Source organism: Bradyrhizobium sp. NBAIM18, assembly GCF_020193825.1.
In the GTDB taxonomy this organism is placed as follows: Bacteria; Pseudomonadota; Alphaproteobacteria; order Rhizobiales; family Xanthobacteraceae; genus Bradyrhizobium; species Bradyrhizobium yuanmingense.
In genome coordinates this window covers 1-24024 of record NZ_JADYVO010000033.1, presented here as the reverse complement: position 1 = coordinate 24024, position 24024 = coordinate 1, and the positions used below count along the sequence as shown (strand labels likewise).

Here is a 24024-nt window from a genome sequence, read left to right as displayed (position 1 = left end):
GAAAAGCTTTGAGAGCCGCTTCAAGCGCTCACTCACGAGCCCGCAGAGAAGCATCAGCCACGTTGCGAGCGCGACACACCACAACAGAAATTCCAATGCTGCGGGCATGAGGGCACCTTTCGAAACGAGTTGCGAAACAAAGGCGGGGCACTAATGCTCGTTGAAAAACGCGAGCGCCGCGTCTGCGTTATCAGCCTTTATGGCCGCTCGCGCTGCCGCGATCATGATCGCCTTCGCTGCCGACCGCATTTGAAGGCTGTTACGGCCTCCTGAATTGCACTAGAATTAATGGTGAAAGTCACAATTCCATTTATGGGAATGATCCGATGGACAGGCTCGATGAACTTGCGACATTCGTCGCGATAGTTGAGGTTGGAAGTCTGGTAGGCGCAGCAAAGCGATTGAAGCGTTCGCCTCCCGCGGTCACTCGCGCGCTTGCGGCCCTCGAGGAAAGGGTCGGAAGACGATTGGTGGAGCGAACAACCCGCCGTCTTGCACCGACGGATGCCGGACGCCACTTTGCTGAGCGTGCCCGCGAGCTGCTCAACGGCTACTCGACCGTCATGAGCAGGCTTGTCGAGACGGAGGGGGCTCCGCTGCACGGTATCCTGCGAATAGCCGCTCCCACCATCTTCGGACGCCGTCATGTCGCTCCGATCGTATCGAGCTTCCTTGACGCTCATCCGGCGATCCGTATCGAGCTCGTCATGGGCGAAAGATCGCTCGACCTGATCAGTGAAGGCATCGATGTTGCGGTCAGGATAGGTCAGCCGCGCGACTCGCGCCTCGTCGTCAGATCAGTGGGGTCGGTCCGTCGCGTCCTGGTGGCCAGCCCTTCCTACTTGCGCAGGCAACCTGAGCTTCGACATCCGCGAGACATACCGAAGCACGATGTCGTGTTCTTTTCCGGATTTGCGGGGCCGACCGAACTGCGTTTTCAGAATCGAGGTCGCCTGCACACGGTTCGCATGATGCCGCGCCTCATGACGACAGATCTCGACACGGTCATTGCCGCCGTGACATCGGGCCAAGGCATCGCTCGACTTTTATCCTATCAGGTCGAAGCCGAGATTTCGTCAGGCAAGCTCGTGCGTCTTCTTCCGGCCTATGAGCCGCCGGCCGTACCGGTTCAAGTCGTGATTCCCGGTTCCCGGCGCACCGCACCGGCTGTGAGGGCATTCGCGGATCACGCCGCTGCGTCGCTCCGTACCCTTTCGATCATCCGCCAGTAACTTCGAGGGAGCTGCGCGGGGCGGGGTGTCCGGTTCTCTGCCTGCAGCCAAACCCATAGTTCCCCCGCGAGGAACGATTGCAGCCCCGCTTTATTGGTCCGTATCTTCAAGGCTTGATCGGGGCGTTGCCCAGGCCGCTCATCGAAGGATCAGTCGATGCGCATCCTTCTCGTCGGGGCTACAGGACTTATCGGATCGGCGATTCACGCCAGGCTGTCCGCCGAAGGACATGACTGCATCTTGGTGTCGCGTCATCCCGCGGCGGCGCACGATCCTCGCCACATCACGCTCGACGTCGCCCGAACCACCGATGCATCGAAATGGAAGGGCCTTCTCGCCGGCGTCGATGCCGTGATCAATGCAGCAGGTGCGCTGCAGGGACAGGACATGCAAGGCGTTCATGTCGCCGGCAGCGCGGCACTCTATGCGGCCTGCGAGACCGCCGGGGTCCGCAGGGTCATCCTGTTCTCGGCAATTGGCAGCAATGTCGATGCGCTCAGCGATTTTTCCCGCACCAAGCGCGAGGGCGAAGCCGCCTTGATGGCGCGGGAGCTCGATTGGGTGGTGCTGCGGCCTTCTGTCGTGGTCGGCCGGCCCGCCTATGGTGGCAGCGCGCTCCTGCGCGGGCTGGCGGCGCTGCCGGTTCTGCCGGTCATGCCCGACACGGCGGCGATTCAACCGGTGCATCTCGACGACGTCATTGAGACCGTGCTGTTCTTCCTGCAGCCCGGCGCGCCTTCACGGGTCGCGGTCGATCTGGCCGGCCCGCGGCGGATCGCCTTCAGCGATGCGGTCGCGCTGTTTCGCGCCTGGCTGCGCTGGCGCCCGGCCTATCGCCTGCAGCTGCCGCGCTGGGCGGCTTCAATTGCCTATCGTGCGGGCGACGTTGCGCAGATGCTGGGATGGCCAACGCCCATCAACACGACGGCACAGGCGGAAATGCGCCGCGGTGCGACCGGCGATCCCGAGCCCTGGCGTCGATTGACCGGCACTCCACCGCGCGATCTCGAAGCCGCGCTCGCGCGCGAGCCTGCGTCGGTGCAGGAACGCTGGTTTGCACGGCTGTATGCGCTCAAGCCGCTGATCTTCGGCGTCTTCGGCGCGTTCTGGATCGCCACCGGCATCATCTCGCTGAGCGCGGGCTGGAATATCGGCATGTCGTTGCTGCTTGAAGGCGGGCTGCAAGGGAACGTCGCGGCGCTCACCGTCACCGCGGGCGCGCTCGCCGACATCGTCATCGGCATCGCCATTCTCTGGCGGCCTCTGAGCCGCTACGGACTCTGGGCAGCACTGATCATCTCGATGACCTATGCCGTGATCGGCACGGCGCTGGTGCCGCGGCTGTGGGCCGATCCGCTGGGACCGATGCTGAAGATCTGGCCGGTGATCATGCTCAACCTGGTCGCCATGGCCATCCGCGAGGATCGCTGATGCTCTACTTCCTCGTGAAGATGGCGCACATCATCGGCGCTGCCGTGCTGCTCGGCACCGGGGCCGGCATCGCCTTCTTCATGCTGGTGGCGCATCTGCGCGGCGACCCGCGCGAGATCGCGGGCGTCGCGCGGACGGTGGTGCTGGCCGACTTCCTGTTCACGGCGAGTGCCGTGATCCTGCAGCCGATCACCGGGACATGGCTCGCCTGGTCGAGCGGCTATTCCCTCGGCGACGGCTGGGTGGCGGCGTCGATTGCACTGTATCTCGTGACCGGCGCCTTCTGGCTGCCGGTGGTGTGGATGCAGATGCAGATGCGCGATCTCGCCGTCGCAGCGGTCGCGAGCAACGGCAAGCTGCCCGCCCGCTATCACCGTCTCTTCTGGTCGTGGTTCGCCTTCGGCTTTCCGGCTTTCGCGGCCGTGCTGATGATCTTCTGGCTGATGATCGCCCGTCCGGCCATTCCATACTGGGATTAGGTTCGCCTTCAGGACAACCCACCTGCCTGATCACCCAACCAGAGCGGGGCGGGTGGCCGACGCACCCCGCTCTCCCTCGCCTCATTGCGGAGCCTTCACCTCGGCGCGGGCAGCTGCCGCGGCGTCCATCCCGGCCTGCTTGACCCGGTCCACAATTTCGGCGCCGGTATCGCTGATTTCCGAGACAACCGTGTCCGAGGCTTCGCGCAGGGCCTGCGAGACCGCACCGGCGCGCCGGTTCAGGTCGGCCTTCACGTCGTCGCTGACGTCTCCGATGTACTGGTTCTCGATCTCGGAGGCGCGGAACGCGCCCGCCACGGCCGCACCAATTACGATGCCCACGACCCCCAGCACGAGCGGTTGCCGCTCCAGCATGTCCGCCAGTGACGACTTCGCACTCGTCATGGTGTCCTTGTTCGGAAGCGCATTGCCCAGCTTGCCGAATTGCTCCTGCGCGAAGGCGACGCCCTCGTCGAAACGATCCCGGACGCCCTCGGCGGCCTGCGAGACAGTATCGGAAGCGGCGGCGGTCGCGCCACGCAGGGTCTCCCCGAACCCTTGCGAGCCGTCGTTGTCCATTTCGGGGGCGGTCGGCGGCGCCACGGTCTGCTTGATCGCGGATGCTGCCGACCTGAAACCTCTCGTCCCGATATCGGCAACAGGTTCGACGGCCTCGGCGGCGGAACGCGGCACAGTCTTCAGCCTCTGGTCGCCGGCCAACAGCCAAAGCGCGCCGCCTCCGATGAGGGCTGCGGCGAGCGGGTTGTCCCTGGCGGCCGTTACCAGATTGTCGATAAAGCCGGTCTTTGTGCTGCTCATCGCACCATTCCCTTCACGGTGTCCTTGTCTTTTTCCAGCTGGCCGATCGTTTCGCGGGGAGCCAGCTGACGCATATCAAGCCGGTTCATGCCCATGGCGACCAGCGCGGCGGCGACGGCCGCAGCGATGACTGCCGATGTCAGATATGACAGCGGCTGCGACCATCCTGCGGAGATCAATGCGGCGGATAGAGCGAATAAGGCCATGACGATGGCCGGGATCACCAGAACGGCGCCGCCTACGATCAAGCCGACGGCGCCGCCGATCTTCTGGAGCTTCTCGCCAACTTCTGCCTTTGCCAGGTCGATCTCGTTCTGGAACAGCTTGGCGAACTGCGACATGGCATCGCCGAGCAGCGTCGAGATTTCCCTGAACTCGCTTTTGCTGGTTTTGATATCGCGCTCGATGCTCATGGTAACGTGCTGCCCTGGAAGGATGAGGATTGTTGCGTATGGGGGTTACGGGTCCCGGACTCCTGATTCCAGCTTTGCTCTCCCGCCGAAAACGGGGTCCCACCCGACGTTTGCCCGCTCCCCGACGTGCTGCCGGGGGTGTTGCGCTGCCCTTGGGATGACGACTGTCCGCCCGATGCCTTCAGGAAGCGAACGGCCGCGAAGCCAGCCAGCACCGATATGCCAAGAAAGGCGGCCGGCTGACGTTTGGCGAAATCGGTCGCGCCTGCGACAAGATCTCGGAAACTTCCGTCCCGGATCTTCCGGGCAGCATCCTCGACATAGTCCGCCGCCGAACCGATGCCGCGTGCGGCGAACGGTACGTCGCTCTCGAAAGCCCGGCCGGCCTCGCGGATGTTGCCCGCGAGGCGCTCGACGAAATCGGCGCCCGATCGCTGCTGTTCGCGCGCCTGGCTCTGGATCTGGTCCATGGTTCCGTCCGCGACGCCCTTTGCTGCATCCGCGGCCTCGCCGAATTTGTCTCGCGCGACGTCGGCCGATTCCCGGAACGCATCGCCGGCGCGCTGCTTCATCTCAGCTCCGGCATCGCCGATCTGCTCTTTCATGTCCTTCGCGGCGCCCTTGTCCTGGTTCTTTGCGAACTGCGTCACGTTGTGCGGGTCCAAATCGCTCATGATGGGTTCCTTCAGGTGTTGGTTTGAGAGGGGCTAAAGGCAGCTTTGACCACGTCGTCCGCAGCCTCCTTCAGAGTGTCCGCCATGTTCTGCGTCATGCGGCTGGCATGGGTGCCGAGATCAGCATCGGCGACCCTTTGCGCCGCAGCATCGGCCGCCGACGTGGTGGCGTCTTTCGCGGCCTCGAACCCGGATTGCGCCGCGGCGGCAGCAGCCTGCTTCACCCCGTCGCTCGTCCGGCCCATAACCTTAGCTTCGACCTTGGTCTCGGGAAGAGCAGCCGCAATGATGGCGCCGATCGCGATGCCCAGGCCGCCGATGAGCGCAGCATTGTCGCCAATGGTCTGCCGGGCCTGATCAGGCGCGCTCGCGGCGGCATCCCTGGTTGCATTCATGCCACTCTTGAGCTTTTCACTCGCAAAACTGGCAGCACGCGCCGCGCTCTCCCGCAGATCAGCGGCAATGCCGGCGGCCTTCTCCTGCGCGTCACCAGCTATGCCAGCGGTTCGGCTTTGCGCGGAGGACAGCGTCTCCTTGGCATCACCCTGCATCGCCCGTGCGCCCTCGGCCACCTCCTCAAGCATGTGCCCGGCTTTGTCCAAGACCGGGCCGGTGACGTCTGCAGCACGATCGCGCACCGTCTTCGAGGTCAGGGCGAGTCCTGCGCCGATCATGAGAAGTGGCAACGGCGTACCTCGCACCAACCGAAGCAACGGAACGCCCACTGCGGCGCCCGCGGCGACCGCGCCCATCGGGTTGTCCATGATCTGTTGCTTGAGCCCTTCGACCCAGCTCTGGGTCTTGTGGCTGACGTATTCGGTGACTTCGGATTTGATGTGCTGCGGCGAGACCTTGTGGCGAATGTCGTCGGCGGTGTCCGATATCTGCTCCTTCAACCGTCCGACCGTCGCCGCCAGCTCCGCGCGGCTACGCTCGGACTCGCGTCTCAACTCCTCCACGGATCGTGTCATCGCGTTACCCTCTTGCTTTGTTTCTTGGATTTGAGGTCGAACTCACGCTGTGTTGAATCGTTCCTCGCGCCGCTTGGGCGCTTGCTGGGACGACGATATGCGTGAAGCAGCGCAAGGGAGAGCGACGTCGAGCGCCCAGCCATTGCTGGATGCAGAGGGTTCGAAAGGTCTGCTCCGGGTCAAAACGCCGCACTGATGCGCGGCTCACCGCACCGGCTTCAGCGCCAGGAAGCAGGACCTGTCGTTGCTTACAGGCTACCCCGCCGCCGCCTTCGCGGGGGCCACGTTGATCGCCAGCTTGCCGTAGCGATCGGTGAAGGCCTCGGTATCGATCTCTTCCAGCTCGATCTCGCCGCTCATCACCCCCTGCTTCCAGGCCGCCTGCGCCGGATCGTTCTGGAACTCCGGCATCACCTCGCGGCCGAACAGCTCCAGCGATTCGCAGATATGCTCGTGGCTGTTCTTGCCGGCCTGGTTAAGCAGGATGACCTGGTCGATGTGCGAGGACTGGAAGCGCTTCAGCTTCCTTCGGATCGTGTCGGGTGAGCCGATCAGGCCGCCACGCAGCGCCGCCTCCTGGGCTTGCGGATTGTCGCGCTTCCACTTGTTGTACTCGTCCCACATGTTGACGGTGTAGGGCGCGGGGCGCTGGCGGTTCTGCGAAGCGCCGTAGAAGCGCAGCGCGAACTGGAAGAAGGTGGCGCCGTCGGCGCGCGCACGCGCCTCCTCGTCGGTCTTGGCGCACATGAAGAACGAGACCAGCGCAATGTTCGGATTGATCTCGTAATCGGCCAGCTTGTGCAGCCGCTTGGTGATGGCGTTGTAATAGGCGTGCACCCAGGCATGCGCGGCATCGGCGCTAACGAACTGGAAGCCGAGCGCGCCGAAACCGTGGCGGCCGGCGCGCTCGATGGTCGGCAGCTGCGAGCAGGCCATCCACAGCGGCGGGTGCGGCTTCTGCACCGGCTTCGGCACGACATTGCGCAAGGGGATGTCGAAATACTTGCCGTGATGCTCTGAGCCGGCGTCCTTGAACATCGGGAAGATGGCCGCGACCGCCTCCTCGAAGATCTCCTTCTTGGTCTCCATGTCGCGGCCGAACGGCTCGAGCTCGGTGATCGAGGCGCTCTCGCCCATGCCGAACTCGCAGCGGCCGTTCGAAAGCAGATCCAGCACCGCGACGCGCTCGGCGACGCGCGCCGGATGGTTGGTGGTGAGCTGGAGGATGCCGTGGCCGAGCCGGATGTTCTTGGTGCGCTGGCTTGCGGCAGCCAGGAAGGATTCTGGCGAGGGCGAGTGCGAATATTCCTCGAGGAAGTGATGCTCGACCACCCAGGCATGGTCGTAGCCGAGCCTGTCGGCGAGCTCCATCTGCGAGAGCGCATTCTGATAAAGGGCGAGTTCGTCGCCGGCCGCCCAGGGCCGCGGCAGCTGCAGCTCGTAGAAGATGCCGAACTTCATGGCGTCGCTCTCCCGCTTATTGTTGTTAACGGCATCTTAATGCGCGAGGCGACGCTGTCTACGGATGCGCAATTCCGCCATGTGGGAGACGATCCATCCTCCGGGGCAGCGAGAAGCAGCCGACCGACATTGATCCAAATCAACGCGTTGTCGGGTGGAACGTATCTAAAGTGCAGCAAGGCGACGGCCCGGATGCCGTCACGATTCCCCACAGCTTCAAGAGACCGAATATGTCGGCCCCTGACGACACGACGTCGCGCGTGCGCCGTAAGCGCATGGAGATTTTCGCCTTCCTGTTCCTGACCGCGATCGTGATGCCCGTCCTCGCGGTCGGGACCGTCGGCAGTTACGGGCTCGGCGTCTGGATCTACCAGATGTTCGCCGGCCCTCCCGGCCCGCCGCCCTCCCCGCACTGATCCGCAACCAGCGAAAGACAGGCATCATGGCTCACGCCACACTCAACCGCCGCGCCTTGATCACCGGCCGGGTGCTCAGCGCGGACCGCGTCATCGCACCGCCGGGCGCCGAGATCGCCAGCATCATCGTGCAGGCGCGGCCCGAGCGCCTTGCCGAGCTCGAAGCCGAGATCACCGCGCTGCCCGGCTGCGAGATCCACGGCCGCGACTCGCGCGGCAAGCTCGTGGTCGTGACCGAAGCGCCCGATGCCGGCAGTCTCGGCACGCTGCTCAACACCATCCAGTCGCTGCCGAACGTCTATTCCGCGGCGCTCGTCTTCCACGCCATCGAAACCGCCTGAGTCAGGAAGAGCCATCATGACATCGCCGAAGCTCGACCGCCGCCAGATGCTCAAGCTCGAGGCCGCCGCGATCGCCGCGGCCGCCGCCGGCCTGCCGGCACCGGGGCTCGCCGCCAACCTCGCCGCTGAGCGGAAGGAGAGCGAATTGAAATGGAACAAGGCCGCCTGCCGCTTCTGCGGCACCGGCTGCTCGGTGATGGTCGCGACCAAGGACAACCGCGTCGTCGCCACCCATGGCGACATCAAGGCCGAGGTCAATCGCGGCCTCAACTGCGTCAAGGGCTACTTCCTCTCCAAGATCATGTACGGCCATGACCGGCTGACGCAGCCGATGCTGCGCAAGACGGGCGGCAAGTACGACAAGAACGGCGAGTTCACGCCGGTGAGCTGGACCGAAGCCTTCGACATCATGGAGCTGAAGTGGAAGGAGGCGATCAAGAAGCGCGGGCCCAACGGCGTCGCCATGTTCGGCTCCGGCCAGTGGACGATCTGGGAAGGCTATGCCGCCGTCAAGCTGTTCAAGGCCGGCTTCCGCACCAACAACATCGACCCAAACGCCCGGCACTGCATGGCCTCGGCGGTCGCCGGCATGATGCGCACCTTCGGCATCGACGAGCCCCCGGGCTGCTACGACGACATCGAGGCGACCGACGCCTTCGTGCTGTGGGGCTCCAACATGGCGGAGATGCATCCGATCCTGTGGACGCGCATCGCCGACCGCCGGCTGTCCGCACCGCATGTCCGCGTCGCCGTGCTCTCCACCTTCGAGCACCGCTCGTTCGACCTCGCCGACATCGGCATGGTGTTCAAGCCGCACACCGACCTGTACATCCTCAACGCCATCGCCAACCACATCATCAAGACCGGTCGCGTCAACAAGGACTTCGTTGCCGCGCATACCGTGTTCAAGCGCGGCCAGACCGACATCGGCTACGGCCTGCGGCCCGAGCATCCGCTGCAGAAGAAGGCGACGGGCGCCGCGAAGCCCAACGACGCCACCGACATGAGCTATGACGAATTCGCCAAGTTCGTGTCGGAGTACACGCTGGAGAAAGCCGCCCAAATGTCGGGCGTGCCGCTCAACCGTCTCGAGGCGCTCGCCGAGCTCTACGCCGATCCGAAGACGAAGGTGGTCTCGTTCTGGACCATGGGCTTCAACCAGCACACCCGCGGCGTCTGGTGCAACAACCTCGTCTACAACATCCACCTTTTGACCGGAAAGATCTCCGCGCCCGGCAACAGCCCGTTCTCGCTGACCGGCCAGCCCTCGGCCTGCGGCACCGCGCGCGAGGTCGGCACCTTCTCGCACCGTCTGCCCGCGGACATGGTGGTGACCAACAAGAAGCATCGCGACCACACCGAGCAGATCTGGCAGCTGCCCGAGGGCACCATTCCCGACAAACCCGGCGCGCACGCGGTGCTGCAAAGCCGGATGCTGAAGGACGGACTGATCAACGCCTATTGGGTGCAGGTCAACAACAACCTGCAGGCCGGTCCCAATGTCAACGAGGAGATCTATCCAGGCTTCCGGAACCCCGACAATTTCATCGTGGTCTCGGATGCCTATCCGTCGGTGACCGCGCTTGCGGCCGATCTGATCCTGCCCACCGCGATGTGGGTGGAGAAGGAAGGCGCCTACGGCAATGCCGAGCGGCGCACCCAGTTCTGGCACCAGCTCGTCCCCGCGCCGGGCGAGTCGAAGTCGGATCTCTGGCAACTCATGGAGTTCTCCAAGCGCTTTAGAATCGAGGAGGTCTGGCCCGCGGAGCTGATCGCCAAGAAGCCGGAATATCGCGGCAAGACCCTATTCGACGTGCTCTACAAGAATGGCCAGGTCGACAAATTCCCGGTCACCGATATCGAGCCGGGCTATGCCAACGACGAATCCAAGGCGTTCGGCTTCTACGTCCACAAGGGCCTGTTCGAGGAATATGCCCAGTTCGGCCGCGGCCATGGCCATGACCTCGCGCCGTTCGACACCTATCACCGGGAGCGCGGCCTGCGCTGGCCCGTCGTCAACGGCCAGGAGACCAAGTGGCGCTTCCGCGAAGGCAGCGACCCCTACGTCAAGCAGGGCACCAACGTGCAGTTCTACGGCCATGCCGACGGCAAGGCCCGCATCTTCGCGCTGCCTTACGAGCCGCCGGCGGAATCGCCCGACAACGAATATACCTACTGGCTCTCGACCGGCCGCGTGCTGGAGCACTGGCATTCCGGCACCATGACGCGCCGCGTCCCCGAACTGTTCAAGGCCTTTCCCGAAGCGGTCTGCTTCATGCATCCGGACGATGCGCAGGACATGAAACTGCGCCGCGGCGACGAGGTGAAGGTGGTCTCCCGCCGCGGCTTCATCCGCGCCCGCGTCGAGACGCGCGGCCGCGACCGGCCGCCGCGCGGTCTCGTCTTCGTGCCGTGGTTCGACGAATCCAAGCTGATCAACAAGGTGACGCTCGACGCCACCGATCCGATCTCGCTGCAGACCGACTTCAAGAAATGCGCCGTGCGCATCGAGCGGGTGAACATGTCATGATGAAACGATCCGCAATCATCCTGCTCGCCTTCGCGATCGCAGCCGGCACAAGCTCGCTGACGGCGCAGACGGTGACCTCCGGCCTGCGCGGCCCGACCCCGCTCAACGACGAGGGCCCGGCGCCGCCGATGCTGCCGAACCGCAACACCTCCGAGAAGGAGGTGCGCAACTATCCGGAGCAGCCGCCCGTCATCCCGCACAATATCGACGGCTATCAGGTCGACCTCAACGGCAACAAATGCCTGTCCTGCCATGCACGGGCGCGCACGGCGGAGTCGCAGGCGCCGATGGTCTCGATCACGCACTTCATGGATCGCGACGGCCAGTTCCTGGCCTCGGTCTCGCCGCGCCGCTTCTTCTGCACCGAATGCCACGTGCCGCAGAACACCGCCAATCCTCCAGTCAGCAACGATTTCACCGACATCGACACGCTGCTGTCACGCGCAAGCCCGGGTGGCCGCAGATGACGACGACTGCCGACGATCCCAACGCGGAGCTGAATGCCAAGCGCGGCGTCATCGCGCGCAGCCGGGCGTTCCTGCTCGAGCTGTGGCAGGTGCTGACCCGGCCGAGCTCGGTGTTCGCGCTCGGCACCCTGGTGCTGGCCGGTTTTGTCGCCGGAGTGATCTTCTGGGGCGGCTTCAACACCGCGCTGGAGATCACCAACACCGAGAAGTTCTGCACCGGCTGCCACGAGATGAAGGACAATGTCTACGCCGAGCTGAAGTCGACCGTCCACTTCACCAACCGCTCCGGCGTGCGCGCGACCTGCCCGGACTGCCACGTGCCGCACAACTGGACCGACAAGATCGCGCGAAAGATGCAGGCCTCCAAGGAGGTCTGGGGCAAGATCTTCGGCACGATCGACACCCGCGAGAAATTCCAGGATCACCGGCTCGAGCTCGCCGCGCACGAATGGGCGCGCTTCAAGGCCAACGACTCGCTGGAATGCCGCAACTGCCACAGCGCCGATTCCATGGACATCACCAAGCAGTCGCCGCGGGCCTCGGTGGCGCACCAGCGCTTCCTGTTCACCAAGGAAAAGACCTGCATCGACTGCCACAAGGGCATCGCCCACCAGCTGCCCGACATGCGCGGCGTTCCCGGCTGGCAGTAGGGTTTGGCGACGCCTGAGTGAACGCCTCGTCCTTCGAGACGGCTGCTTCGCAGCCTCCTCAGGATGAGGCTCAACGGCATCTTGCCCGCCAAAAATGCCGCCGCGCACTCAGCCCTCATCCTGAGGGCCCGCCAAAGGCGGGCGTCTCGAAGGATGGCGGCCGGGAACGGACTTCAAATGCGACGGGCCCGCGCTTGAACCAGCGGGGCGAATGGTTAGTTTTGGGGGAAGGCGAATCGCCTCATTCGCCGCTCCCTCAAGACAGACATGGCCACTTTCACCCCGCATCAGGATGCTGCGCTCAAGGCCGTCGGCGACTGGCTCAAGGCCAAGCCGGGACGGGGCGGCACGCCGCCGGTGTTCCGCCTGTTCGGCTTTGCCGGCACCGGCAAGACCACGCTGGCGCGGCACATCGCCGAGGGCGTCGACGGCGAGGTGAAGTTCGCCGCCTTCACCGGCAAGGCGGCCCTCGTCATGCGCAACAAGGGCTGCGACGGCGCATCCACCATCCATTCGCTGATCTACCGCGCCCGCGAATCCGGCGAGGAGCAGCCGAGCTTCGAATTGTGGGACGATGCGCCGGCGTCGAAGGCGAAGCTGATCGTGATCGACGAATGCTCGATGGTCGATGCCGAATTGGGGCGCGACCTGATGTCGTTCGACTGCCCGCTGCTGGTGCTCGGCGATCCCGCGCAGCTGCCGCCGATCCAGGGCGGCGGCTTCTTCACCAATTCCGAGCCGGACGCGATGCTGACCGAGGTGCATCGCCAGGCCCAGGACGATCCGATCGTGCGGATGTCGATGGACGTGCGCGAGGGACGCGAGCTCGACATCGGCCGCTACGGCGAGAGCGAGGTCGTCACGCGCAAGGAGCTCGACCCCGATCGCGTCATGGGCGCCGACCAGATCCTGGTCGGCCGCAACAACACACGCCGCGCCTACAACATGCGGGTGCGCCAGCGCCAGAACATCGAGGACCAGTTCCCGGTCGCCGGCGACAAGCTGGTGTGCCTGCGCAACAACCGCAAGAAGGGCCTGTTCAATGGCGGCCTGTGGCGCGTCAAGTCGCGGAACACCTCTCGATCGAAATCGCGCATCCTCTCGATGCGGTTGTCGCCGGATGAGGATTTCGGTCACAAGGTGACCAAGGTCTCAGTGCGCGCCGATTGCTTCGAGGGCGGCGTCGAGCAGATCGCCTGGGAGCAGCGCAAGCCCTATGACGAGTTCGACTACGGCTACGTCCTGACCGTGCACAAATCGCAGGGCTCGCAATGGGACGACGTCGTGCTGTTCGACGAGAGCTTTGCGTTCCAGGATTCGCGGGCGCGGTGGCTCTATACCGGCATCACGCGTGCCGCGAAACGGCTGAGCGTGGTGGTATGAAGCTGCCGTAGCGCGGATGAGCGTAGCGATATCCGAAACAGAACCAGCCGCATGTAGCTGCGCTCATCCGGACCACACCCGCACACAATGAGCAGCCACGACGAGGTGCGTTCACTGCCCGCTAGGCTTTGTGCTGTATCAGCTTGCGATCTGCCTCGGAGTGGAACGCATGACCTCGCGCGCGACAAAGCCTGATGAGCTCTGTAACCGGCTCGATGATGTTGTGGTGAGCCGCCGGAGCTTCCTCAAGTCCGGGAGCGCGGCAGCGGGCCTCGCGCTGTCAACGGCAATTCCGGAAAATGCTTTTGGGTTGACGGCGCAGGTTCGACGCGCGGATGTGGCCCAGCCTGTGCGCGTGTCCAAGGAACGGCTCAATGCGCTGGCCGCAAAGTTTTATACCGTGTTCAACGAAGGCAATATCCTGCCAGCTGCCTTCCCCGAAATTTGCAGCACGCAACGACGTGGAGCTGCGGCGCATCGCCACCTTCACGCGCATCCCCGAAACGGGAGAACGCGTCAAGGTCAGCGGCCTGCTTGCGGTGCCGGCCGGCGCGCGCGGCGCCTTGCCGCTGCTGTCATGGCAGCACGGCACGATCCTCTCCTTCGACCAGGTCCCATCGAACCTGCTGCGGCTGAAGGAGGAAAATTACGAGCTGCGCGACAATGTCGATTCGCTCGAGACCCTGTTCAACATCCAGCGCTTCGCCGGCAACGGCTATGCCGTCATCGCCGCCGACTACATCGGCAAGGGCCTCCATCGCGACGGTCGGAGCGAAGCCTATGCCGTGAAGGGCGCGACGGTGCAATGCTGCCTCGACATCCTGACGGCAGGGTTGCACGAATTGCGGACACTGGGCCTGCGCCCATCTAACCTGTTCCTGAACGGTTGGTCGCAAGGCGCCTTGAACACGCAGTGGCTGAAACAGGAGCTGCAGCGCCGCGGCATCAAGGTGCGGGCGACCGCCACACAGAGTCCGTTCAATGATCTCGCCGAGAGCTTTCACTATTGGACGAACCCCACGGCCTATATTCCGGCCTCGGAAACCTCCTACCCGATGCCGCCGGCCTGGATCACACCCTGCCTGATCGTCCTGCTCGGCAGCTATCGCCGCTACTACGGGCTGACCGACTTGTTCAAGACGGCGGTCAAGCCCCAATATCAAGCCTTCGCGGAGAAATACTGGTCCGATTACAGCCTCGAGGGCGAGATCGCGAAGAGCATTCCGCCCGCCGGCGATTTCCTGGTCGAAGGCTTCTTCGATCGCTTCACTAACGAGACTAACAGCGCATTGCTGCGCCGCCTTGGTGGCAATGGTGCGACGTACTGGCAGTACGATTCCCCGATCAGATTTTACTACGGGCTGGCGGATGAGGCCCTGCATCCCCGGTTGGTGCGGCCCGCGATCGCCGCCGGCGGGCATTTCGCCGCGGGCGTCGCGGTCAATGGCGCAAGCCATCGCGGCACGTTCCTGTCGAGCCTCTATGGCGAAGCGGCCGTTCTGAACGGAAACGCGACGGCGTTCGACTGGTTCAATTCGCTGGCGTGAGCGCTGCACCTTCCCGGCGACCAAGTAAATCATCTAGCGCGGAGTTCCGCATCCCGCCAAGCCGGCCCGTCGCCGCGTCAGCCGCGTCCTCACGGTCTCGTGTCCGCCCCGGCGTAACAATCTGCGGTACGGCCCGTATCTCGGATGATGCGAAAACGCGGCCGGGGCAGGCTGTTCGCCCGGTCCTGACCGCCCTAGACTGTCAGCCTCGCGCACGAGGATTGCCGAAAGAGGATTGCCATGCGCCGAACCGCCCTCGCCACCCTGCTCGCCGCAACCACCGCCCTGACGCTGGCTTTCGTGATGCCGTCGCGGGCCGCGGAGGAGGCGGTCGTGATCCCAGCCCCTACATTGGACGCGGCGCCCGCGAGTGGCGTCCAGACCGCCGTGCTCGCCGGCGGCTGCTTCTGGGGCGTGCAAGGCGTCTTCCAGCACACCGCAGGCGTCGTCAACGCGGTCTCCGGCTATGCCGGCGGTACCAAGGCGACCGCCGACTACAAGACCGTGTCGAGCGGCCGCTCCGGCCATGCCGAGGTGGTCGAGATCAAGTACGACCCGAAGAAGATCTCCTACGGCAAGATCCTCCAGATCTACTTCTCGGTGGTGCACGACCCGACCCAGCTCAACCGCCAGGGTCCCGACGTCGGCCCGCAATATCGCTCGGCCATCTTCACCACGTCGGACGAGCAGAAGAAGGTCGCGGAGGCCTATATCGCCCAGCTCAACGGCGCCAAGGTGTTCAACAAGCCGATCGTGACCAAGATCGGCGCGCTGGAGGCGTTCTATCCGGCGGAGGCCTATCACCAGGATTATCTGACGCTGCACCCGAACCAGCCCTACATCGTCTATAACGACATCCCCAAGGTCGAGAACCTGAAAAAGCTGTTCGCGGATAACTACATCGAGAAGCCGACGCTGGTGAATGCCGGCAAGGCCACCAACTGATCGCGAGATCCCCAAAGCAACGGGAGACCCATGCCCGACACCAAGACGAAAGCGACCGACGACAAGGTTATCAAGAGTGAAGAGCAGTGGCGGCGTGAGCTGACGCCGATGCAATACGCCGTGCTGCGCGAGAAGGCGACTGAGCGTCCCTTCTCGGGCGAATATGAGCACGACCACCGTGCCGGCACCTATGTCTGTGCCGGCTGCGGCAATGTGCTGTTCGAGTCGGATGCCAAGTTCGATTCCGGCTGCGGCTGGCCGAGCTTCACTCAGCCCGCGGTCGAGAGCCACATCGATGAGGAGCGGGACACCAGCCACGGCATGATCCGCACCGAGGTGCTCTGCTCCAAATGCAGCGGCCATCTCGGCCACGTCTTCCCCGACGGCCCCGGGCCGACCGGCCTGCGCTACTGCATCAATTCCGCGGCCCTGAAGCTCGAGCCCAAATAACCCAAGCCCGCCGCCGGGTTCCGCCGTGGAACCCGACGGCGCGATGTGCTTTTCTGCTCTGGCGGTGCGGCCGATCATCGCATTTCGGTGGCCGCCAGGGAGGATGCCATGGCGCTTGGGACCATCCTGATCATCCTGGTGATCATCTATCTCATCGGCGGCCTGTCCGGCCGGTTCGGCGGCTACGGCTATGGCCTTGGCCATTCCGGTATCGGGATCGGCGGGGTCGTGCTGGTCATCCTGGTCGTGCTGCTGCTTCTTGGCAAAGTTTAAGCCATATAAGTCTTTGAAATATTGATAAGTTTCGTCTCCGCGGGGCTGCCATGCGCTGATTCATCATCTCGCATCGCGGGGGTCGCATTTTTGTCAAATCGGCCTATATTAGAAGGCGACAACGACATGCGGCGGGCCCGCTCGATTGCGGCCCCTGCCCTCCCCAACCCCACGCGCTTAAAGCCCCAGAGAAGATCACGAGGTCTTTGACCATGCGTCCACTGCGTCCGTTCAACTTCAACACCTCCGCCGAGCTCTTCCCCGCCGCCATCCGCAAGAAGAAGCGCGCGGGCTTCACCTATCGGCGGTTCGGCACTGCGGCCGAGGCCGTGCAGTTCGCGATGGAGCAGTTGCCGACGGACTCGCTGAACGGCGCCTATCTCCAGGTCGAGGAAGCGCGCTTCGACCAGAACGGCATCCGCTCGCTGTACGAGAGCGATGCCTTCCCGCTGCCCCGCCGGCCTAAGCCGGCCCCGGCCGCGGAGACCGACGCCGACGCGGCGTAAGCTTTCGCAACAAAGTTCGATGTGCGCAGAAGGCGCGATGGCGGAAAGGTCGTCGCGCCTTTTGTGTTTTGGGGCTTTCCGCAGCAGCGTCATGGCCGGGCTTGTCCCGGCCATCCACGCCTTGCCGAGCGGCAGGAAGAACGTGGATGCCCGGGACAAGCCCGGGCATGACGACCTCGATCATCTTCATCCATTTGCGGAGAGGAACGGTCCTACATCCGCGGCTGCTTTTCCAGCCAGCGCTGAAGCAGGCGGACGTTGCGCGTGTTGGCGCGGAACATGACGTCGAAGGCGTCGCCCGCGAACGGGACGAGGCCGACCACGCCGTCAACCGCGACATTGCCGAGCATGCGCGCCGTGATGTGCCAGGGCGCGCCCAGCGCGCGGGCTTCGCGCACAAGCCACAGCGAGATCGCGGTGGTGATGACGTCGCCGACGACGGGAATCAATCCGATCAGCCCGTCGATGCCGTAGCGGATGTTGGTGCCGGGCAGGATGAAGGCGACGTCGAGCAGCTTGGCGATCGCCTCGAGCCGCGCGATCCGCTGCTCGCGCGTCAGATTGCCGAACGGGCTGCCTTGACCGAACTCGAAACGAAACTCGCGAAATCCCTGCTCCAGGCTTTCCGGCCTGATCTCGTGGCCGTCCTGGTCGATGATCGGGCCGCGCGCCTCGTCGCGCGAAAAGCGCGCATGCGAGCCGCTCCCGGAACGGGATTTGCGCGGAGCGAGGATGTCGTCGTCTTGCATGGCCATAGCCTTCAGTGAACGCGCCAGCGCGGCGGAGGTTGCGGCCGCGCCCGAACGCCGCGCGTCAGGTCGGCACCGGCGCGGCTTGCGGCTCCTCGACGTAGCGATGCACCAGCCAGGATGAAATCACCGCCGGCACGAAACCGACGAGCCCGTACAGGATGAACTGCACCGCGCCCGAATCCGGCCCGCGCGAGCTGTGGGTGAGCGAGGCCAGAGCGAAGGCGAACAGGCCGACCAGGAGCATCCGCAAGACCGGCCCAATCCGGCGGATGTGGATCAGGATGTCATCGACTGCGCCGATCATCAGCGCAGGCAAGAACCCGAACAGGTAGCTGTATTGGAGCGTCTTGAAGAACACCGCGAACAGCTTGCCGACCTCGCCGAGGTTGGTCTGGGCCCAATAGCCTGACTGGTAGGTCGTCGTCAGCAGCAGCAGGAACCCGCCGATGAATGGGACGACCAGCGCAAATACCAGATAGCGTTTCATCAAGCACCTCACACTCTGCAGGCGTTATAGCAGCGCAGCGGGAACCTTGAACAGCGGGCGCCGGGCTCCTTAAGGGGAACAAGTGGCAAGGCGATGAGTTCATGCTGGACCTGAATTGACCCCTGGCAGACTGGAGCCGCCGATGGCCCGCAAATTTCTCCTGGCGACGATCGCGCTGGCGGCCCTGAGCAGCCTGCCGACGGCACCCGCGCTGGCCCAAGGCCATATGGGCACGCCGCAGGAGCGGCAGGCTTGCACGCGCGATGCGCAGCGCTTCTGCCGCAAGGACCTCGGCAATGACGGCGCGGTGCAGAGCTGCCTGCAAGCCAACCGGGCCAAGCTGTCGAAGTCCTGCAGCAAGGTGTTTCAGAGCCACGGCATGTGAGGGCGGACCCATACCCGCCAACGGAGAGTGACGCCATGTTGCACGACGAAGAGCTCTCGATCCTGCGGGACATCAGCCAGTCCGTTGCCTTTGCCGACGACCGGCATGGCAAGATGGGGCAATTGATCGCCGACGGCTACGTGATGAAGGACGGCGATCTGTTCGAGCTGACGCCCAAGGGCGTTACCGCTGTCGAGGAGCACGCCGCCGCTCTCGGCGCGAGCGATGAGGAACAAGCGTCTCCGATCGGCTGATCTGATCGCGCGACGTGACTGGCGTGCAACAATTGCGAATTCCTTTGTGCCGGCCATTGCGGGCGCGTGACAATGGCGCATACTTCGCTCGGGCGGCGCAGCACTTTCGATTCGAGCATCAAGAAGTCGAGCGACCACACGCGGGATCGAAGCTCCCGACGTGAAGGCTGCGACATGCGGCAGATCAAGCCGCGTGCGGCGCCCCAAAACCAAGCGGCTCAAGCCTTAAGGGAACTCGGGGATCCATTCCACATGACACGCCTTCAGACCATCGCTTCGCTCTTCGCAGTCGCCACCACCTTCGCTCTCCAGACCTCACCCAGTCTCGCCTTCACGCAAGAAGCCCAGCAGATGTGCTCGGGTGACGCCATGCGGCTGTGCTCCAGCGAGATTCCCGACATCCCGCGGATCACCGCCTGCATGGTGCGGAACAAGGCGCAGGTCAGCCCCGGCTGCCGCGCCGTGATGGACCGCCAGCACGCCGCCGCCGCGGCATCGCGCAAGCGGGAAGCCGCGGCGCAGTAGAAGGGGTAGCGACGCTGCCGCTCCGCCGTCATTGCGAGGAGCGCTTGCGACGAAGCAATCCAGAACTGTCACCGTGGAAAGACTCTGGATTGCTTCGCTTCGCTCGCAATGACGGAGTGCGTGGCGACGCCTCCGGTCATGCAGGCCGAGATTTCCCGGAGTAAGCCTAATCGCCCCACTGCGCGAAGGCGTCGTTGAAGGCGCGCTCGCCGGGGGCGCCCTTCTCGATGGCGATGATGGCGCGGCGCTGGTTGGCGTAGACCAGCGGCACGTCGAACCAGGAGCGCTCCTTCAGGAGCTGGACGTTGCGGGCGCGGTCGGCATCGACATTGGAGAGGCCGACCAGGAAGAAGCCGTCGGTGACCTTGACCGCGAGCCCGGCGAGCGGCGTGCCGCGGGCCTGCTCGTTCGACTTCATCAAGATGCCCGGCACGTTGGAGACGCTGCCCCCGGGGAAATCCTGCGGCAGGATGAAGGTCAGCTCCGCCGTGTGGCTCGCCGGCAACGAGGAATCGGTGTTGCGGCGGAACGACATCGTCATCTTGAACTTGCGGTCGGGAATCTCGATGTCGGCGCGCACGGCGACGTCGGCCTTCTGGTTGCCCGAGGCCTTGATCGGCTCGAGCCGCCACACCACCGAGCCGACATATTGCTTGCCCTTCGGATCGGACGGATCCTCGTCGTAGAGCACGACCTTCTGCGCCACCGGCGCGACCGGCTGGTCCGCCGAGGGCTGACCGACGCGATCGGGAATCTTGGGCTTGCTCTGCGGCTGCGCCGGGGTCGTCGGCGTATCCGCAACTTGCGTCGCGGACGGCTTGAGAAAGCCGTTGACGATCTGGACCAGTTGCTTGCCCCAGAGGATGCCGGCACCGACCAGGATAAGCACGATGCCAACGGCAATCGCGCTCTTGAACGGAAAGGTGGAGCCGGTGCGGGCGCGCTTCTTGACGTCGCGATCGGGGGCGATGCGCGGACGCGGCGACGGCGGCTGCGGCGTGTAGCGCTCGGCCTCCTCGATCGACTCGTCGTAGGAATAGGGCGCTTCGGTCTCACCGGCGCGGTTTTCCAGGCTCGGCTCCAGCCGGTCGAATTCCGGCGAGGGCGAGGGCACGTTGGCGTAGGTGCGGCGCGCGGCGCGGCTGGCCTGCGCGGCGGCACCGCCGAGATCGTTGGCGTCGGCCGTGATGTCGCGGAAGCCGCGCACGCCGGGTGAGGACGGCAGCGGCGGCGGTGGGCCGACGTCGGGCGGACGCCGCCCACCCTGGCGATCGCGGCCGGCCGGCGGCTCCGGCGGCGGGGCGGCGGGGCCAGGTGGACGCGGGGCGTCGAAACGGGGCGCGCGCGGCGGCCGCGGGGCCTCGCCTTGATCATCGACGTTGAAGGACGGGCGGTCGGCGCGCGGCGGCGTCGGGGCCGGACGCGTGCGCGGCGGAGCCGCAGCCGGGCTCGCCTCGGTGGCACGGGTGCTGGCGCGGCGGAAGGCATCGCCACTCGAGCCGGAGCGGGCGCCGCCACCGGGACGCGAGGCCTCGCGGGCTCGCTGGGCGGCCTCCGATTCGACCTTGCGGACGGCCTCCTCGAGCGACAGCCGTTCCCGGGTGATCTCGGATTCGGAGAGCGGCGGCTGCACGCTGCGCAGCTGCGCGATCAGGGCCGTGCGCGCCCGTTCATAGAGCGCGCGACGGCTTTCGCCGGGAGCGTTGGGGTCCAGGGCGGCAATAGCGCGGGCGATCAGCGGATAGTAATCAGCCATTTCTACTCAACTATACGCGCGTCCCGGTAAGATATCGTTAAGCCTCAAACGGATTTTGCACCAGGATAGTATCTTCGCGTTCCGGGCTGGTGGAAAGCAGCGCGACCGGACATCCCACCAATTCCTCGATCCGCCGGACATATTTGATGGCCTGCGCCGGCAGGTCGGCCCAGGACCGCGCATTGGCGGTCGGCTCCTTCCAGCCCTCGATGGTCTCGTAGATCGGCTCGACCCGGCTTTGCGCGCCCTCGCCGGCCGGGAAATGGTCGATCTCCTTGCCGTCGAGCTTGTAGCCGGTGCAGACCTCGATTGAATCGAAGCCGTCGAGGATGTCGAGCTTGGTCAGCGCCAGGCCGTTGATGCCGCAGGTCCGGACCGCCTGGCGGACCAGCACGGCGTCGAACCAGCCGCAGCGGCGCGGACGGCCGGTATTGGTGCCGAACTCGCGGCCGCGCTCGCCGATCTTGCGGCCGATCTCGTTGTCCTGCTCGGTCGGGAACGGGCCCTGGCCGACGCGGGTCGTGTAGGCCTTGCACAGGCCGAGCACGTAGCCGACCGCGCCCGGCCCGAGGCCGGCGCCGGTCGCGGCCTGCGCCGCCACCGTGTTGGACGAGGTGACGTAGGGATAGGTGCCGTGGTCGACGTCGAGCAGCGCGCCTTGCGCGCCCTCGAACAACATGCGCTTGCCGGCGCGCCGCTCGATATCGAGCAGCCGCCAGACCGTCTCGGCATAGGGCAGGAGCTGCGGCGCCATCGCCATCAGCTCCTTCAGGATCACCGCGCTGTCGAATTCCGGCAAATTGAGGCCGCGGCGCAGCGCGTTGTGGTGCGCCAGCAGGCGGTCGATCTTGTGCGGCAGCGTCTGATGATCGGCCAGATCCATCAGGCGGATGGCACGGCGGCCGACCTTGTCTTCATAGGCCGGCCCGATGCCGCGGCGGGTGGTGCCGATCGCAGTCGCGGCGCTGGCGGATTCGCGGTGCGCGTCGAGCTCGCGGTGCAGCGGCAGGATCAACGTGACGTTTTCCGCGACACGCAGGTTGTCGGGGCCGACATCGACGCCCTGCGACCTGAGCCTGGCGACCTCGTCGAGGAAGGCGGCGGGGTCGAACACGACGCCGTTGCCGATCACCGACAGCTTGCCCTCGCGCAGCACGCCGGAGGGCAGCAGCGCGAGCTTGTAGGTCTTGCCGTTGATCACCAGCGTATGGCCGGCGTTGTGGCCGCCCTGGAAGCGGACGACGATATCCGCCTGCTCCGACAACCAATCGACGATCTTGCCCTTCCCTTCGTCGCCCCACTGGGCGCCGACGACGACAACATTGGCCATTCGCGGGTAATCCTGTTCAATCTGTCTCTAGAAGGCATGATCCTCGCGGAAAACCGGTGCCCACTCTTCCGGGATCACGCCTGCGCCCAGCCCAATCGGCAGCCGGAGCCGCCCGCACGCAAGGCAGCCAACCGGATAAAGGAAGCAGCCCTTCTAGGCAAGCAAGAACGGGGCTTTTTCGGGGTCCAACGTCCGGTCCAAGCCCTTGATATCCGCGGAAAATCCCGAACCCTGGCAGGCCGGCGCAACAGCTTCGACCAAAGCGGGAGAGGCCGCCTTCGCCGCCAGCATGGTCGCGATGCGCCCGTCGGCGTTGATGCAACCTCGATTTCCGTGTCTTTGGACCTGCCGGGTGATCAGCCGGCCCGGACCTCGCCGGGCCGGAGGGCTCGGCGTACTCGACGCGGGGCCCAACCGTCACAATGTCCGCCACCGGCCAGACCACGCCCGCGGAAACATCCGGCCACAGCTGGATCGCCAACCAGCCTTACCTGCTGCTCAGCATCACCGCGCTGTGCTGGGCCGGCAACGCCATCGTCGGTAGGCTCGCTGCCGGCCACATTCCGCCGGTGACGCTGTCGTTCCTGCGCTGGTTCTTCGCCTTCCTGCTGGTGCTGCCGTTCGCCTGGAAGCATCTCGTGCAGGACTGGCCGGCGATCCGCGGCAAGCTCGGCCTGATGGCCACGCTCTCGGTCACCGGCATCGGCGCCTTCAACACGCTGCAATATTGGGCCCTGGAGCACACCCAGGCGCTCAATACGCTGCTGCTGCAATCGGCCGCGCCGCTGCTGGTGGCGCTGTGGTCGCTGGTCATCCTCGGCATCCGTCTCACCGCCGCGCAGGCCTTCGGCGTGCTGCTGTCGATGTGCGGCGTGCTGACCATCCTGCTGCACGGCGATTTCACCGCGCTGTCGAGCATCGACGTCAACAAGGGCGACCTGATCTTCCTGCTCGCGCTCCTGATCTTCGCGCTCTATTCGGTGCTGTCTCTGAAGCGGCCGCCGATGCACGGCCTCTCGTTCCTCGCCTTCACCTTCGGCTGCGGCGCCGCCTGTCTCATTCCGCTGGAAATCTGGGAACTGTCCGCGCGCCCGGTGATGAAGCTCGACGGGCCGAACCTCCTGACCCTGTTCTACGTCGCCGTCTTTCCCTCGACGCTCGCCTATCTCTGCTTCAATCGCGGCGTGCGCCTGATCGGCGCCAACCGCGCCGCACCGTTCTTCCACGTCGTGCCGGTGTTCGGCTCGATCATGGCGATGGCGTTTCTGGGCGAGCACCCGCAGGCGTTCCACTTCATCGGTTTCGCATTGGTGCTGGCGGGCGTGTTCGCGGCGTCGCGAAAGCAGGCGGCGTAGCCGCAGCATTCATGCAAATACGCAGGTGCCTCTTACCCTTCCCTGGGAGGGTCGGCTCACATTGAGCGCAGCGAAATGTGAGCCGGGGTGGGGTGACAGTCTCTCCACGTTCGACACTGCCCGAGTTGAGAGACCCCCCACCCCGCTCGCGCTTCGCGCGATCGACCCTCCCCCTCCAGCGGAGGGTAAGCA

General features: G+C 65.1%; 27 protein-coding genes. 18 read left to right on the top strand and 9 right to left on the bottom strand.

What is annotated here, in order from left to right; all coding sequences use genetic code 11:
• The first annotated feature begins 326 nt into the window (after window positions 1-326).
• From I6F17_RS35540 to I6F17_RS35530, 3 genes are all read left to right on the top strand, one after another.
• Window positions 327-1232 carry a LysR family transcriptional regulator gene (locus I6F17_RS35540; protein WP_225131765.1) on the top strand — a complete coding sequence of 302 codons (906 nt, stop codon included), beginning with the start codon at window positions 327-329 and terminating at the stop codon, window positions 1230-1232.
• A gap of 156 nt (window positions 1233-1388) precedes the next feature.
• The gene (locus I6F17_RS35535) at window positions 1389-2663 is read left to right on the top strand and encodes an SDR family oxidoreductase (RefSeq protein WP_225131764.1); all 1275 of its coding nucleotides are present in this window, start codon (window positions 1389-1391) and stop codon (window positions 2661-2663) included.
• A complete protein-coding gene (locus I6F17_RS35530) occupies window positions 2663-3142 on the top strand; it encodes a DUF2269 domain-containing protein (RefSeq protein ID WP_225131763.1) in 480 nt (159 codons plus the stop codon). Before I6F17_RS35535 ends, I6F17_RS35530 begins: the two co-directional genes overlap by 1 nt.
• An 81-nt stretch (window positions 3143-3223) precedes the next feature.
• Here I6F17_RS35530 and I6F17_RS35525 read toward each other — a convergent pair whose 3' ends face one another.
• The 5 genes from I6F17_RS35525 to I6F17_RS35505 form a co-directional block, all read right to left on the bottom strand.
• Window positions 3224-3961, bottom strand: coding sequence for a hypothetical protein (locus tag I6F17_RS35525; RefSeq protein WP_225131762.1), 738 nt, complete (start codon window positions 3959-3961; stop codon window positions 3224-3226).
• Window positions 3958-4374 (bottom strand): phage holin family protein, encoded by a 417-nt coding sequence (locus I6F17_RS35520; protein WP_036041044.1) that lies wholly within the window; start codon window positions 4372-4374, stop codon window positions 3958-3960. Before I6F17_RS35520 ends, I6F17_RS35525 begins: the two co-directional genes overlap by 4 nt.
• Complete coding sequence (locus I6F17_RS35515) at window positions 4371-5048, bottom strand: hypothetical protein (RefSeq protein WP_036041045.1); 678 nt, start codon at window positions 5046-5048, stop codon at window positions 4371-4373. The genes I6F17_RS35520 and I6F17_RS35515 overlap by 4 nt, the downstream gene beginning before the upstream one ends.
• Before the next feature lie 11 nt (window positions 5049-5059).
• Window positions 5060-5944 carry a DUF3618 domain-containing protein gene (locus tag I6F17_RS35510; protein WP_338107429.1) on the bottom strand — a complete coding sequence of 295 codons (885 nt, stop codon included), beginning with the start codon at window positions 5942-5944 and terminating at the stop codon, window positions 5060-5062.
• 330 nt (window positions 5945-6274) lie between these two features.
• Window positions 6275-7480, bottom strand: coding sequence for an LLM class flavin-dependent oxidoreductase (locus I6F17_RS35505; protein WP_225131761.1), 1206 nt, complete (start codon window positions 7478-7480; stop codon window positions 6275-6277).
• Window positions 7481-7710: 230 nt separating this feature from the next.
• Between I6F17_RS35505 and napE the strand changes: the two genes are divergently transcribed.
• The 11 genes from napE (at window position 7711) to I6F17_RS35450 (ending at window position 16988) form a co-directional block, all read left to right on the top strand.
• Window positions 7711-7896 (top strand): periplasmic nitrate reductase, NapE protein, encoded by a 186-nt coding sequence (gene napE, locus I6F17_RS35500; RefSeq protein WP_018318384.1) that lies wholly within the window; start codon window positions 7711-7713, stop codon window positions 7894-7896.
• A gap of 26 nt (window positions 7897-7922) precedes the next feature.
• Window positions 7923-8237, top strand: a complete 315-nt coding sequence (locus I6F17_RS35495) for a chaperone NapD (RefSeq protein WP_036041048.1) — start codon at window positions 7923-7925, stop codon at window positions 8235-8237.
• A gap of 16 nt (window positions 8238-8253) precedes the next feature.
• A complete protein-coding gene (gene napA / locus I6F17_RS35490) occupies window positions 8254-10767 on the top strand; it encodes a nitrate reductase catalytic subunit NapA (RefSeq protein WP_225132220.1) in 2514 nt (837 codons plus the stop codon).
• Window positions 10764-11234, top strand: coding sequence for a nitrate reductase cytochrome c-type subunit (locus I6F17_RS35485; protein ID WP_035998936.1), 471 nt, complete (start codon window positions 10764-10766; stop codon window positions 11232-11234). Before napA ends, I6F17_RS35485 begins: the two co-directional genes overlap by 4 nt.
• Window positions 11231-11884, top strand: coding sequence for a NapC/NirT family cytochrome c (locus I6F17_RS35480; protein WP_035998932.1), 654 nt, complete (start codon window positions 11231-11233; stop codon window positions 11882-11884). The genes I6F17_RS35485 and I6F17_RS35480 overlap by 4 nt, the downstream gene beginning before the upstream one ends.
• A 267-nt stretch (window positions 11885-12151) precedes the next feature.
• Window positions 12152-13267, top strand: coding sequence for an ATP-dependent RecD-like DNA helicase (locus tag I6F17_RS35475; RefSeq protein ID WP_128264114.1), 1116 nt, complete (start codon window positions 12152-12154; stop codon window positions 13265-13267).
• A 461-nt stretch (window positions 13268-13728) separates the two neighbouring features.
• A complete protein-coding gene (locus I6F17_RS35470) occupies window positions 13729-14814 on the top strand; it encodes a lipase family protein (RefSeq protein WP_225132219.1) in 1086 nt (361 codons plus the stop codon).
• Between the two features lie 240 nt (window positions 14815-15054).
• Entirely contained in the window at window positions 15055-15759 is a 705-nt protein-coding gene (msrA, locus tag I6F17_RS35465; protein WP_057028015.1) for a peptide-methionine (S)-S-oxide reductase MsrA, read from the top strand.
• A gap of 30 nt (window positions 15760-15789) precedes the next feature.
• A complete protein-coding gene (gene msrB, locus I6F17_RS35460) occupies window positions 15790-16209 on the top strand; it encodes a peptide-methionine (R)-S-oxide reductase MsrB (RefSeq protein ID WP_035998918.1) in 420 nt (139 codons plus the stop codon).
• Between the two features lie 108 nt (window positions 16210-16317).
• Window positions 16318-16482, top strand: coding sequence for a DUF3309 family protein (locus I6F17_RS35455; protein ID WP_225132218.1), 165 nt, complete (start codon window positions 16318-16320; stop codon window positions 16480-16482).
• Window positions 16483-16694: 212 nt separating this feature from the next.
• Window positions 16695-16988: a hypothetical protein gene (locus tag I6F17_RS35450; RefSeq protein WP_024337713.1), complete on the top strand. Its 294-nt coding sequence runs from the start codon at window positions 16695-16697 to the stop codon at window positions 16986-16988.
• Window positions 16989-17200: 212 nt separating this feature from the next.
• Here I6F17_RS35450 and I6F17_RS35445 read toward each other — a convergent pair whose 3' ends face one another.
• Complete coding sequence (locus I6F17_RS35445; RefSeq protein ID WP_085972009.1) at window positions 17201-17743, bottom strand: DUF4112 domain-containing protein; 543 nt, start codon at window positions 17741-17743, stop codon at window positions 17201-17203.
• Between the two features lie 58 nt (window positions 17744-17801).
• Window positions 17802-18227: a DUF5413 family protein gene (locus tag I6F17_RS35440; protein WP_035998913.1), complete on the bottom strand. Its 426-nt coding sequence runs from the start codon at window positions 18225-18227 to the stop codon at window positions 17802-17804.
• 142 nt (window positions 18228-18369) lie between these two features.
• Here I6F17_RS35440 and I6F17_RS35435 point away from each other — a divergent pair, with 142 nt between their 5' ends.
• The 3 genes from I6F17_RS35435 to I6F17_RS35425 all read left to right on the top strand — a co-directional run bounded on the left by I6F17_RS35435 (window position 18370) and on the right by I6F17_RS35425 (window position 19391).
• On the top strand, window positions 18370-18612 hold the full coding sequence (locus tag I6F17_RS35435; RefSeq protein WP_036022082.1) for a hypothetical protein: 243 nt from the start codon (window positions 18370-18372) through the stop codon (window positions 18610-18612).
• Between the two features lie 35 nt (window positions 18613-18647).
• On the top strand, window positions 18648-18866 hold the full coding sequence (locus I6F17_RS35430; protein ID WP_036022080.1) for a hypothetical protein: 219 nt from the start codon (window positions 18648-18650) through the stop codon (window positions 18864-18866).
• Between the two features lie 252 nt (window positions 18867-19118).
• Window positions 19119-19391 (top strand): hypothetical protein, encoded by a 273-nt coding sequence (locus tag I6F17_RS35425; protein WP_035998968.1) that lies wholly within the window; start codon window positions 19119-19121, stop codon window positions 19389-19391.
• A gap of 166 nt (window positions 19392-19557) precedes the next feature.
• Here the strand turns inward: I6F17_RS35425 and I6F17_RS35420 are convergent, their stop codons facing one another.
• Window positions 19558-21147, bottom strand: coding sequence for a hypothetical protein (locus tag I6F17_RS35420; RefSeq protein WP_225190470.1), 1590 nt, complete (start codon window positions 21145-21147; stop codon window positions 19558-19560).
• A gap of 37 nt (window positions 21148-21184) precedes the next feature.
• On the bottom strand, window positions 21185-22477 hold the full coding sequence (locus I6F17_RS35415; protein WP_225132274.1) for an adenylosuccinate synthase: 1293 nt from the start codon (window positions 22475-22477) through the stop codon (window positions 21185-21187).
• Between the two features lie 422 nt (window positions 22478-22899).
• Here I6F17_RS35415 and I6F17_RS35410 point away from each other — a divergent pair, with 422 nt between their 5' ends.
• Entirely contained in the window at window positions 22900-23832 is a 933-nt protein-coding gene (locus I6F17_RS35410; protein WP_225132273.1) for a DMT family transporter, read from the top strand.
• Window positions 23833-24024 lie beyond the last annotated feature (192 nt).

Excerpts from the sequence above, each read along its gene's own strand:
- I6F17_RS35540 (WP_225131765.1), top strand. The coding sequence starts at position 327 with ATGGACAGGCTCGATGAACTTGCGACATTCGTCGCGATAGTTGAGGTT.
- I6F17_RS35535 (WP_225131764.1), top strand. The coding sequence starts at position 1,389 with ATGCGCATCCTTCTCGTCGGGGCTACAGGACTTATCGGATCGGCGATT.
- I6F17_RS35530 (WP_225131763.1), top strand. The coding sequence starts at position 2,663 with ATGCTCTACTTCCTCGTGAAGATGGCGCACATCATCGGCGCTGCCGTG.
- I6F17_RS35525 (WP_225131762.1), bottom strand. The coding sequence starts at position 3,961 with ATGAGCAGCACAAAGACCGGCTTTATCGACAATCTGGTAACGGCCGCC.
- I6F17_RS35520 (WP_036041044.1), bottom strand. The coding sequence starts at position 4,374 with ATGAGCATCGAGCGCGATATCAAAACCAGCAAAAGCGAGTTCAGGGAA.
- I6F17_RS35515 (WP_036041045.1), bottom strand. The coding sequence starts at position 5,048 with ATGAGCGATTTGGACCCGCACAACGTGACGCAGTTCGCAAAGAACCAG.
- I6F17_RS35505 (WP_225131761.1), bottom strand. The coding sequence starts at position 7,480 with ATGAAGTTCGGCATCTTCTACGAGCTGCAGCTGCCGCGGCCCTGGGCG.
- napE (WP_018318384.1), top strand. The coding sequence starts at position 7,711 with ATGTCGGCCCCTGACGACACGACGTCGCGCGTGCGCCGTAAGCGCATG.
- I6F17_RS35495 (WP_036041048.1), top strand. The coding sequence starts at position 7,923 with ATGGCTCACGCCACACTCAACCGCCGCGCCTTGATCACCGGCCGGGTG.
- napA (WP_225132220.1), top strand. The coding sequence starts at position 8,254 with ATGACATCGCCGAAGCTCGACCGCCGCCAGATGCTCAAGCTCGAGGCC.
- I6F17_RS35485 (WP_035998936.1), top strand. The coding sequence starts at position 10,764 with ATGATGAAACGATCCGCAATCATCCTGCTCGCCTTCGCGATCGCAGCC.
- I6F17_RS35480 (WP_035998932.1), top strand. The coding sequence starts at position 11,231 with ATGACGACGACTGCCGACGATCCCAACGCGGAGCTGAATGCCAAGCGC.
- I6F17_RS35475 (WP_128264114.1), top strand. The coding sequence starts at position 12,152 with ATGGCCACTTTCACCCCGCATCAGGATGCTGCGCTCAAGGCCGTCGGC.
- msrA (WP_057028015.1), top strand. The coding sequence starts at position 15,055 with ATGCGCCGAACCGCCCTCGCCACCCTGCTCGCCGCAACCACCGCCCTG.
- msrB (WP_035998918.1), top strand. The coding sequence starts at position 15,790 with ATGCCCGACACCAAGACGAAAGCGACCGACGACAAGGTTATCAAGAGT.
- I6F17_RS35455 (WP_225132218.1), top strand. The coding sequence starts at position 16,318 with ATGGCGCTTGGGACCATCCTGATCATCCTGGTGATCATCTATCTCATC.
- I6F17_RS35450 (WP_024337713.1), top strand. The coding sequence starts at position 16,695 with ATGCGTCCACTGCGTCCGTTCAACTTCAACACCTCCGCCGAGCTCTTC.
- I6F17_RS35445 (WP_085972009.1), bottom strand. The coding sequence starts at position 17,743 with ATGGCCATGCAAGACGACGACATCCTCGCTCCGCGCAAATCCCGTTCC.
- I6F17_RS35440 (WP_035998913.1), bottom strand. The coding sequence starts at position 18,227 with ATGAAACGCTATCTGGTATTTGCGCTGGTCGTCCCATTCATCGGCGGG.
- I6F17_RS35435 (WP_036022082.1), top strand. The coding sequence starts at position 18,370 with ATGGCCCGCAAATTTCTCCTGGCGACGATCGCGCTGGCGGCCCTGAGC.
- I6F17_RS35430 (WP_036022080.1), top strand. The coding sequence starts at position 18,648 with ATGTTGCACGACGAAGAGCTCTCGATCCTGCGGGACATCAGCCAGTCC.
- I6F17_RS35425 (WP_035998968.1), top strand. The coding sequence starts at position 19,119 with ATGACACGCCTTCAGACCATCGCTTCGCTCTTCGCAGTCGCCACCACC.
- I6F17_RS35420 (WP_225190470.1), bottom strand. The coding sequence starts at position 21,147 with ATGGCTGATTACTATCCGCTGATCGCCCGCGCTATTGCCGCCCTGGAC.
- I6F17_RS35415 (WP_225132274.1), bottom strand. The coding sequence starts at position 22,477 with ATGGCCAATGTTGTCGTCGTCGGCGCCCAGTGGGGCGACGAAGGGAAG.
- I6F17_RS35410 (WP_225132273.1), top strand. The coding sequence starts at position 22,900 with ATGTCCGCCACCGGCCAGACCACGCCCGCGGAAACATCCGGCCACAGC.